General features: G+C 73.2%; 7 protein-coding genes. 5 read left to right on the forward strand and 2 right to left on the reverse strand.

All coding sequences use genetic code 11. The annotated features are described in order from the left end of the window. The 4 genes from LCD33_RS24690 to LCD33_RS24705 form a co-directional block, all read left to right on the forward strand. Positions 1 to 578, forward strand: a 578-nt coding sequence (locus LCD33_RS24690) for a DUF3558 domain-containing protein (protein WP_224978342.1), incomplete at its 5' end; no start/stop codon positions are given. 214 nt (positions 579 to 792) lie between these two features. Then, positions 793 to 1,101 carry a hypothetical protein gene (locus LCD33_RS24695; protein ID WP_224961502.1) on the forward strand — a complete coding sequence of 103 codons (309 nt, stop codon included), beginning with the start codon at positions 793 to 795 and terminating at the stop codon, positions 1,099 to 1,101. 31 nt (positions 1,102 to 1,132) lie between these two features. Next, positions 1,133 to 2,002: a PPE domain-containing protein gene (locus LCD33_RS24700; protein WP_224978343.1), complete on the forward strand. Its 870-nt coding sequence runs from the start codon at positions 1,133 to 1,135 to the stop codon at positions 2,000 to 2,002. Next, positions 1,999 to 2,808: an ESX secretion-associated protein EspG gene (locus tag LCD33_RS24705; protein ID WP_224961506.1), complete on the forward strand. Its 810-nt coding sequence runs from the start codon at positions 1,999 to 2,001 to the stop codon at positions 2,806 to 2,808. The genes LCD33_RS24700 and LCD33_RS24705 overlap by 4 nt, the downstream gene beginning before the upstream one ends. A gap of 59 nt (positions 2,809 to 2,867) precedes the next feature. Here the strand turns inward: LCD33_RS24705 and glpD are convergent, their stop codons facing one another. Beyond that, entirely contained in the window at positions 2,868 to 4,565 is a 1,698-nt protein-coding gene (gene glpD, locus LCD33_RS24710; RefSeq protein ID WP_224961512.1) for a glycerol-3-phosphate dehydrogenase, read from the reverse strand. A gap of 148 nt (positions 4,566 to 4,713) precedes the next feature. Further along, positions 4,714 to 5,595: a DeoR/GlpR family DNA-binding transcription regulator gene (locus tag LCD33_RS24715; RefSeq protein ID WP_224961508.1), complete on the reverse strand. Its 882-nt coding sequence runs from the start codon at positions 5,593 to 5,595 to the stop codon at positions 4,714 to 4,716. 419 nt (positions 5,596 to 6,014) lie between these two features. On the opposite strand from LCD33_RS24715, the gene LCD33_RS24720 reads away from it, so the two are divergent. Then, a complete protein-coding gene (locus LCD33_RS24720; RefSeq protein ID WP_224978344.1) occupies positions 6,015 to 6,758 on the forward strand; it encodes an MIP/aquaporin family protein in 744 nt (247 codons plus the stop codon). Positions 6,759 to 6,806 lie beyond the last annotated feature (48 nt).

The following is a 6,806-nucleotide window of genomic DNA, read 5'->3' on the forward strand; positions in this document are numbered from 1 at the left end:
CCACCACCAGCACGCCCCCGCCACCGCCGCCGCGCCCCTACGAGCTGAGCATGTCCGGTGTGGACCCGTGCGAACTGCTCACCGCCGCGCAGCGCGGGCAGCTCGGGTTCGACCGCGACCCGCTGGCCGACACCGAGGGCGGCTTCGGCGACGCGCCCACGTGCAGCTTCCGCAACACCACCGCGAAGGTCGGGGCGCGGTTGTCGCTGATCACCACCGAGTCGATGAGCGTGTGGACGGACGACACCGCGCAGGTGCAGGCGACCCCGGTGGTGGTGCACGGCTTCCCGGCGCTCGTGATCAAGACTCCGGACCTGGACCTGTCCTGCAACGTGGCGGTGGACCTCGCCGAGGGCGAGCACCTCGACGTGCTCTACCGCGACGACGGTGGGCAGCCCGCGCCGCCGCTGGACGCCCTGTGCCAAGGGGCGCAGCTGGTCGCCGAGAACGCGGTGGCCTCGCTGGCCGACCCGGCACCGGAGACCTCGGAATCCGCCACCACGTCCGCGGATCCCTCCGCGGACGGGTCCACGAGCGGCTCCTCGGAGCCGCTGATGAGCCCCCGTCCGACGGAGTGATCGCGGGCGTCCGGCGCAACGCGACTGGACCCCGCGGCCCAACCGCGTTGATACTCACCGCGTTTGGAGCACTCCCCACGGTGATGAATAGTGATTAGAGTGAGCGCGGACGTCTTACCCGTGGGAGGGAAACCCCGTGCCGCTGTACTCGCCGTCGGGGGACGGCTCGCCGGATTCCACCGCCCTACCGGGAACCCCCGGCACCGGTGGCTCCATGCGCGTCGAACCCGCCGCCATCCCGAGCCTCGTGAACGCCTTGCAGTCCTCGCTGGACCAGGTCGGTGTGGAGATCGAGCACGCGATCACCGAGCTGCGCATCCGGCCGTGGGCCGGCGACCCGATCAGCAGCACCGCCGCCGAGCAGTTCAACGAGCGCTCGGTCGGCGGCGACCAGGACGCGCTGACCGCGCTGTGCGGCTACCGCGACCAGCTGCAATCGGCCGCCGAGTCCCTGCAGCTGGCCAACCAGCACTACCAGGACACCGACGACGTGAACGCGGTGCGGCTCGGGGGAGGGTGCTGACCGTGACCGGTGCGACGGGAGGCGGAACCCGATGAGCGACCACCGCTGGCAGGGGTACCGCCACGAGGAGCTCTACGAGCAGATCCACCAGGGCCCCGGCGCGGACGCGTCGACCGATTCGGTGCGCCGCTGGAGCGAGCTGACCCGCACCCTCGGCGAGATCGACGGCGATCTCGCCGCCGCGCTGAGCTCCGCGATGTCCGGCTGGCAGGGCGAAGCCGCCGACAACGCCCGCGGCGGGATCCGCCCGCTGGGCGAGTGGGCCGTGCAGGCGCAGCAGGCCGCCGAGTCGATGCGGGACCGCACCGAGCAGCAGGCCTCGTTCGTCGGCAAGGCCCGCGCCGACATGCCGCAGCCGCAGCCGCTGACCACCGAGGACCCGGGCACCGCGATCACCGGGCTGGTGCACCTGTTCGGCGGGCAGACCGACTACGAGGTGCAGGAGTCCCGCAGGGACGCCGCCGAGCAGCGCGCGTTCGAGGTGATGCGCACCTACGAGGCCTCCACCCGGGCCAACACGACCTCGCTGGCCTCCTTCGCGCCGCCGCCGCAGGTGGTCGTGGACGCCCACGTCCCCCCGCCGGGCGCGGCGAAGGGCCTGCAGCAGCCGAACATCACGATCAGCTGGGCGGGCGCCCCGGTGCCCGCCCCGCGCGGCGGCACCGGTTCGGCGACCACCCCCGGCGGCGCGCGCAGGCAGCCCGCGCGCGGTACGGCGGGGCGCGGCGGCGAGCGCGGCCGCGGCACGCACCCGACCGGTTCCGGCGGGGGCCGGGCGCGGCGCCGCGACGACGACCCGGTGGACCGCTCGGTGACCGAGCAGGTCGGCGGCGGCACCGGCTTCTTCGACGCACCGCAGACCCTGTCCCGGCCGGTCATCGGCGGAGATCCCGGTCAATGATCGGCGGTTCGGCACTCGCGGGTGCCGGCCCGGTCCGGCTGTCCGCGTTGGAGTTCGACGTGCTCGTCGAGCACCTGGAGTTGGAGACGATGCCGCTGGTGCTGCGGGTGCCCTCGCCGGGTCGCACCTGGACGGAGCGCGCGGAGCTGGCGGACTCGGCGTGGCGGTCGATGGGCGCCAAGCAGCTCGGCGACCGCCGGGAGCTGGACCCGGCGCTGGACCGGATGCTGCGGCTGCTCGCCCACCCGGAGTCCGAAGTGGACGGACGGACCTGGTTCGGCCGCAGCCTCCGGGTGCTCGCCGCCTCCGGCGTGCCGGACGGCAGCGGGGCGGACGCGGTGCTGGTCGTCAAGGACGAGGACGCGCTGACGTTGCGGCCGGTGTCGGCGGCCGGACTGGTGCGGGAGGTGGCCTCGGTGCTGCCGGTGCTCGGCGCCGGGCCGGGCCGATCGGTGACGGTGCGCAGCGCCGACCTCGACGCCGCCGCGGCCGCGACAGGCGGGAACGCCGAAGCGCTGGAGGGCGAGCTGGTCCGCCGCGGCGTGCGCGGCGACGACGCGGAGATGCTCACCTCGATGGTCCGCGAGGCCGGGGCGCGCGGGCAGTTCGGCGCCGCCGCCCGGGACCGGCTGGGCCGCCGGGTGCGGGCGCCGCGGGTCGTGGGGTTCTTCGACACCCCGCACGGCCGGTACGCGCAGCTGCGCCGGGATTCGCCGTCCGGTGATTCCTGGAGCACCGTCTCGCCCGCCGACACCCGCCGGATGATCGCCCACGTCGACGAGCTGCTGACCGAGCTGGCCCGCTGACGCGGAACGGGCCGCCCGTCCGGGTGGACGAGCGGCCCGTGGTCACCTGGTCGCTGCGATCAGGCGATGGGTTCCTCGATGCGGTCCCGCACCTCGGGGGCGGCGGAGCGCTTCGCGTCCGCGGCCTCGTCGTCGGGCTGCGTCTGCGAGTCCCGCTCGGCCTCGACGCGGGCGGTGTACACCTCGACCTCGCGGGCGACGCGCTCCTCGTCCCACCCGAGCACGTCGGCCATCAGCCGCGCCACCGGCTCCGCCGACTCCACCCCGCGGTGCGGGTACTCGATGGAGATGCGGGTGCGCCGGGTCAGCACGTCCTCCAGGTGCAGCGCGCCCTCGTGGGTGCACGCGTACACCACTTCGGCCTGCAGGTAGGCCGAGGCGCCGGGGACGGGCTTGAGCAGCTCCGGCCGGTCCGCGGTGGCCGCGAGCACCTCGTGCACCTGCGAGCCGTAGCGGTCCAGCAGGTGCCGGATCCGGTACGGGTGCACGCCGTGCGCGGACGCGATCTGGTCGGCCTGGTTCACCAGCGCGTGGTAGCCGTCGGCGCCGAGCAGCGGCACCCGGTCGGTGATGGAGGACGCGACGCGGCCGGACAGGTCCGGCGCCACCGCGTCCACCGCGTCGGCGGCCATCACCCGGTAGGTCGTGTACTTGCCACCGGCGATGGCGACCAGGCCGGGCGCGACGCGGGCGACCGCGTGTTCCCGGGACAGCTTGGAGCTCTCGTCGCTCTCCCCCGCCAGCAGCGGCCGCAGCCCCGCGTACACGCCCTCGATGTCGGCGTGCGTCAGCGGCGTGGCGAGCACCGTGTTGACGTGCTCCAGGATGTAGTCGATGTCCTTCTTCGTCGCCGCCGGGTGCGCGAGGTCCAGGTTCCAGTCGGTGTCGGTGGTGCCCACGATCCAGTGGCCACCCCACGGCACGACGAACAGCACGGACTTCTCGGTGCGCAGGATCATCCCGGCCTCGGAGACGATGCGGTCCCGCGGCACCACGATGTGCACGCCCTTGCTGGCGCGGACCCGGAACTGCCCGCGGCTGCCGGAGAGGCGCTGCAGCTCGTCGGTCCACACCCCGGTCGCGTTGATCACCGTCTGGGCGCGGACCTCCGTCTCGGCGCCGGTCTCGACGTCGCGCAGCCGCACGCCCGCGACCCGGTCGGCCTCCCGCAGGAAGCCCGTGACCTGGGTGGAGGTCGCGACGACGGCGCCGTAGCGGGCCGCGGTGCGGGCCACGGTCATGGTGTGGCGGGCGTCGTCGGCCTGCGCGTCGTAGTAGCGGATGCCGCCGATCAGCGCGTCCCGCTTGAGCGCGGGCACCATCCGCAGCGCACCGGCCCGGGACAGGTGCTTCTGCCCGGGCACCGAGCGGGCGCCGCCCATCGTGTCGTACATCAGCAGCCCGGCCGCGGTGTACGGCCGCTCCCACACGCGGTGGCTGAGCGGGTAGAGGAACGGCACCGGCTTCACCAGGTGCGGCGCGAGCCGGGTCAGCATCAGCTCCCGCTCCCGCAGGGCCTCGCGGACCAGCGAGAACTCCAGCTGCTCCAGGTAGCGCAGGCCACCGTGGAAGAGCTTGCTGGAGCGGCTGGACGTGCCGGCGGCCAGGTCGCGCGCCTCGACGAGGGCGACCCGCAGCCCGCGGGTGGCCGCGTCGAGCGCGGCGCCGGCGCCGGTGACGCCGCCGCCGATCACGACGACGTCGAACTCCTCCGAGCCCAGCCTGTTCCAGTTGCGTTCGCGGTCGCCCGGCCCCAGCCTGCCCTGCGCCTCCTCCGAGGCCCGGGTGGCGTCGGTGGCACCGGTCGTCGCGGTTGATTTCTCGTCGTGGGACACCTGGCGTCCTCCTCGCTCGAATCCCGATCACCGCCGACCCGCACCCCGTCGGCGCGTTCCGCGGTGGTCATCATGCCCGGCCTGCGCCTTGCACGCCTGCCGCGCCATTGCTGCTCTGACCTGCCGTGGCGAGATCCTTCTTCGCCCGGTCCTGCTGGATCTCGCCGGTGCGCCGGACCGTGGCGCCGCGCTCGACGAGGACCTCGACGTCGGCCTCCGGCGTGGCGGAATCGACGATCACCATGTCGAAGTCCTCGGCGGGCGCGACCGCGTGCAACGCGCGCCTGCGGAACTTGGTGTGGTCCACGTAGAGCACCCGGCGGCTGGCCGCGGCCAGCATCGCCTTCTTGATCTGCACCATCTCCTGCTGCGGGTAGCAGCAGATGCCGTCGGTCACCGCGGAGACGGACATGATCGCCAGGTCCACCCGCAGCCCGCGCAGCGCGTCCAGCGCCATGCCGCCGACGAACGCGTCCGCCCACGGCAGGTAGTCGCCGCCGATGGAGATCAGGTGCACGCCCTGCTGCCCGGCGAGCTCGCCGAACACCCCGCGGTGGTTGGTCACCACGGTCAGCGGTGCGCGTTCCGGCAGCCGCCGAGCCAGGTAGACCCCGGTGGTCGAGTCGTCGAGCACCAGCGCCTGGCCGGGTTCGACCAGTTCGGCGGCGGCGCTCGCGAGTTCGTCCTTCTCCGCCTCGTTCTGCTGCATCCGGTATTCCGAGGCCGCCTCGTAGAGCAGCGAGGAGGCCGCGGAGACGTAGCCGCGGTTGCGGTGCACGAGGCCCTGCGATTCCAGGTCGGCCAAGTCCCGGTACACGGTCATGGCGCTGGCGCCCACGGTCGAGACCAGGTCGTCGATGCGCAGCGAACCTTCCGCCATCACGAGTTCGGTGATCTTGCGCCGCCGGTCCTGCTGCTTGCCGGACGGGCGCCGACCCGACGTAGCGGACATCGTCGTCCCCCTCACCGCCACATCCCCTGCGGGGACTTCCACCATTGGGTGCCCATCCTCCTAGCCGAACCCCTGCCCGACGGTCGTGCCTCACCGCACGAATCCCGGACACAGCGAGTTCACCGTACATCGCGATAAAAACACCATCGCAAAGCTATTGCAATGTTTGTTTTCACATGCCTAATGTGACCATGTTCTTCGGCGCGTCCGGCCGCCGAAGCGGCTCCAATGGAGGAGGTCGACGTGCCCGTGCTCGCGACATCCGCGGCCGTCCAGCGGCCCGCGGAACCCCGGCGCGGAACCGGCGCGCTCATCCCGGGGCGGATCAGCGCGGCGTGCCATCCGGCACCACCCGCCCAGCCGGACCAGCAACGCACACCCGACCGCGCCGATGGCGCCGCGACGAGGGGACCTGGGACATGAGTCTGGGTGAGATCTTCCTCTGGGAATTGATGGGCACGGCCGTGCTGACCCTGATGGGGTGCGGCGTCGTCGCCAACGTGACACTGCGCAAGGCGCTCGGCAACAACGGCGGCTGGCTGCTGGTGAACTTCGGCTGGGGCTTCGCCGTGTTCGCGGGCGCCAGCATCGCCGAACCCACCGGGGCGCACATCAACCCCGCCGTCACGCTCGGCCTCGCCGTCGACGGCCAGGTGCCGTGGAGCCAGGTGCCCGTCTACGTCGTCGCCCAGATCATCGGCGGCACGCTGGGCGCCGCGCTGTGCTGGGCGGCCTACAAGCTGCAGTTCGACACGCACGACGACCCGGCGGGCACCCTCGGGATCTTCAGCACCGCCCCCACCGTGCGCAACGCGCCGTGGAACCTCGTCACCGAGATCATCGGCACCTTCGTGCTGGTGCTGTGGATCATCCAGACGCCCGGTTCCGGCCGCGGCGACGACGGCGCCTTCAGCTTCGGCAACGACGCGCTCGGCTACGCGGCCGTCGCGTTCATCGTCATCGGGATCGGCGCCTCGCTCGGCGGGCCCACCGGCTACGCCATCAACCCGGCGCGCGACCTCGGCCCCCGCATCGCCTACGCGCTGCTGCCGATCCGCGGCAAGGGTTCCGCCGACTGGGGCTACTCCTGGGTCCCCGTCGCCGGGCCGATCATCGGCGGGGTGCTCGCGGGCGCGGTCGCCCTGGTGCTGCCCGCGACCTGAGCCGCGGCCACGTCCCCCGCGGTGCGGGCCCTCCGACCGGGCCCGCAC

The sequence above is a fragment of the Saccharopolyspora sp. 7B genome (assembly GCF_020177435.1).
Taxonomy (GTDB): domain Bacteria; phylum Actinomycetota; class Actinomycetes; order Mycobacteriales; family Pseudonocardiaceae; genus Saccharopolyspora_C; species Saccharopolyspora_C gregorii.

Excerpts from the sequence above, each read along its gene's own strand:
- LCD33_RS24720 (WP_224978344.1), top strand. The coding sequence starts at position 6,015 with ATGAGTCTGGGTGAGATCTTCCTCTGGGAATTGATGGGCACGGCCGTG.
- LCD33_RS24700 (WP_224978343.1), top strand. The coding sequence starts at position 1,133 with ATGAGCGACCACCGCTGGCAGGGGTACCGCCACGAGGAGCTCTACGAG.
- LCD33_RS24695 (WP_224961502.1), top strand. The coding sequence starts at position 793 with ATGCGCGTCGAACCCGCCGCCATCCCGAGCCTCGTGAACGCCTTGCAG.
- LCD33_RS24705 (WP_224961506.1), top strand. The coding sequence starts at position 1,999 with ATGATCGGCGGTTCGGCACTCGCGGGTGCCGGCCCGGTCCGGCTGTCC.
- LCD33_RS24715 (WP_224961508.1), bottom strand. The coding sequence starts at position 5,595 with ATGTCCGCTACGTCGGGTCGGCGCCCGTCCGGCAAGCAGCAGGACCGG.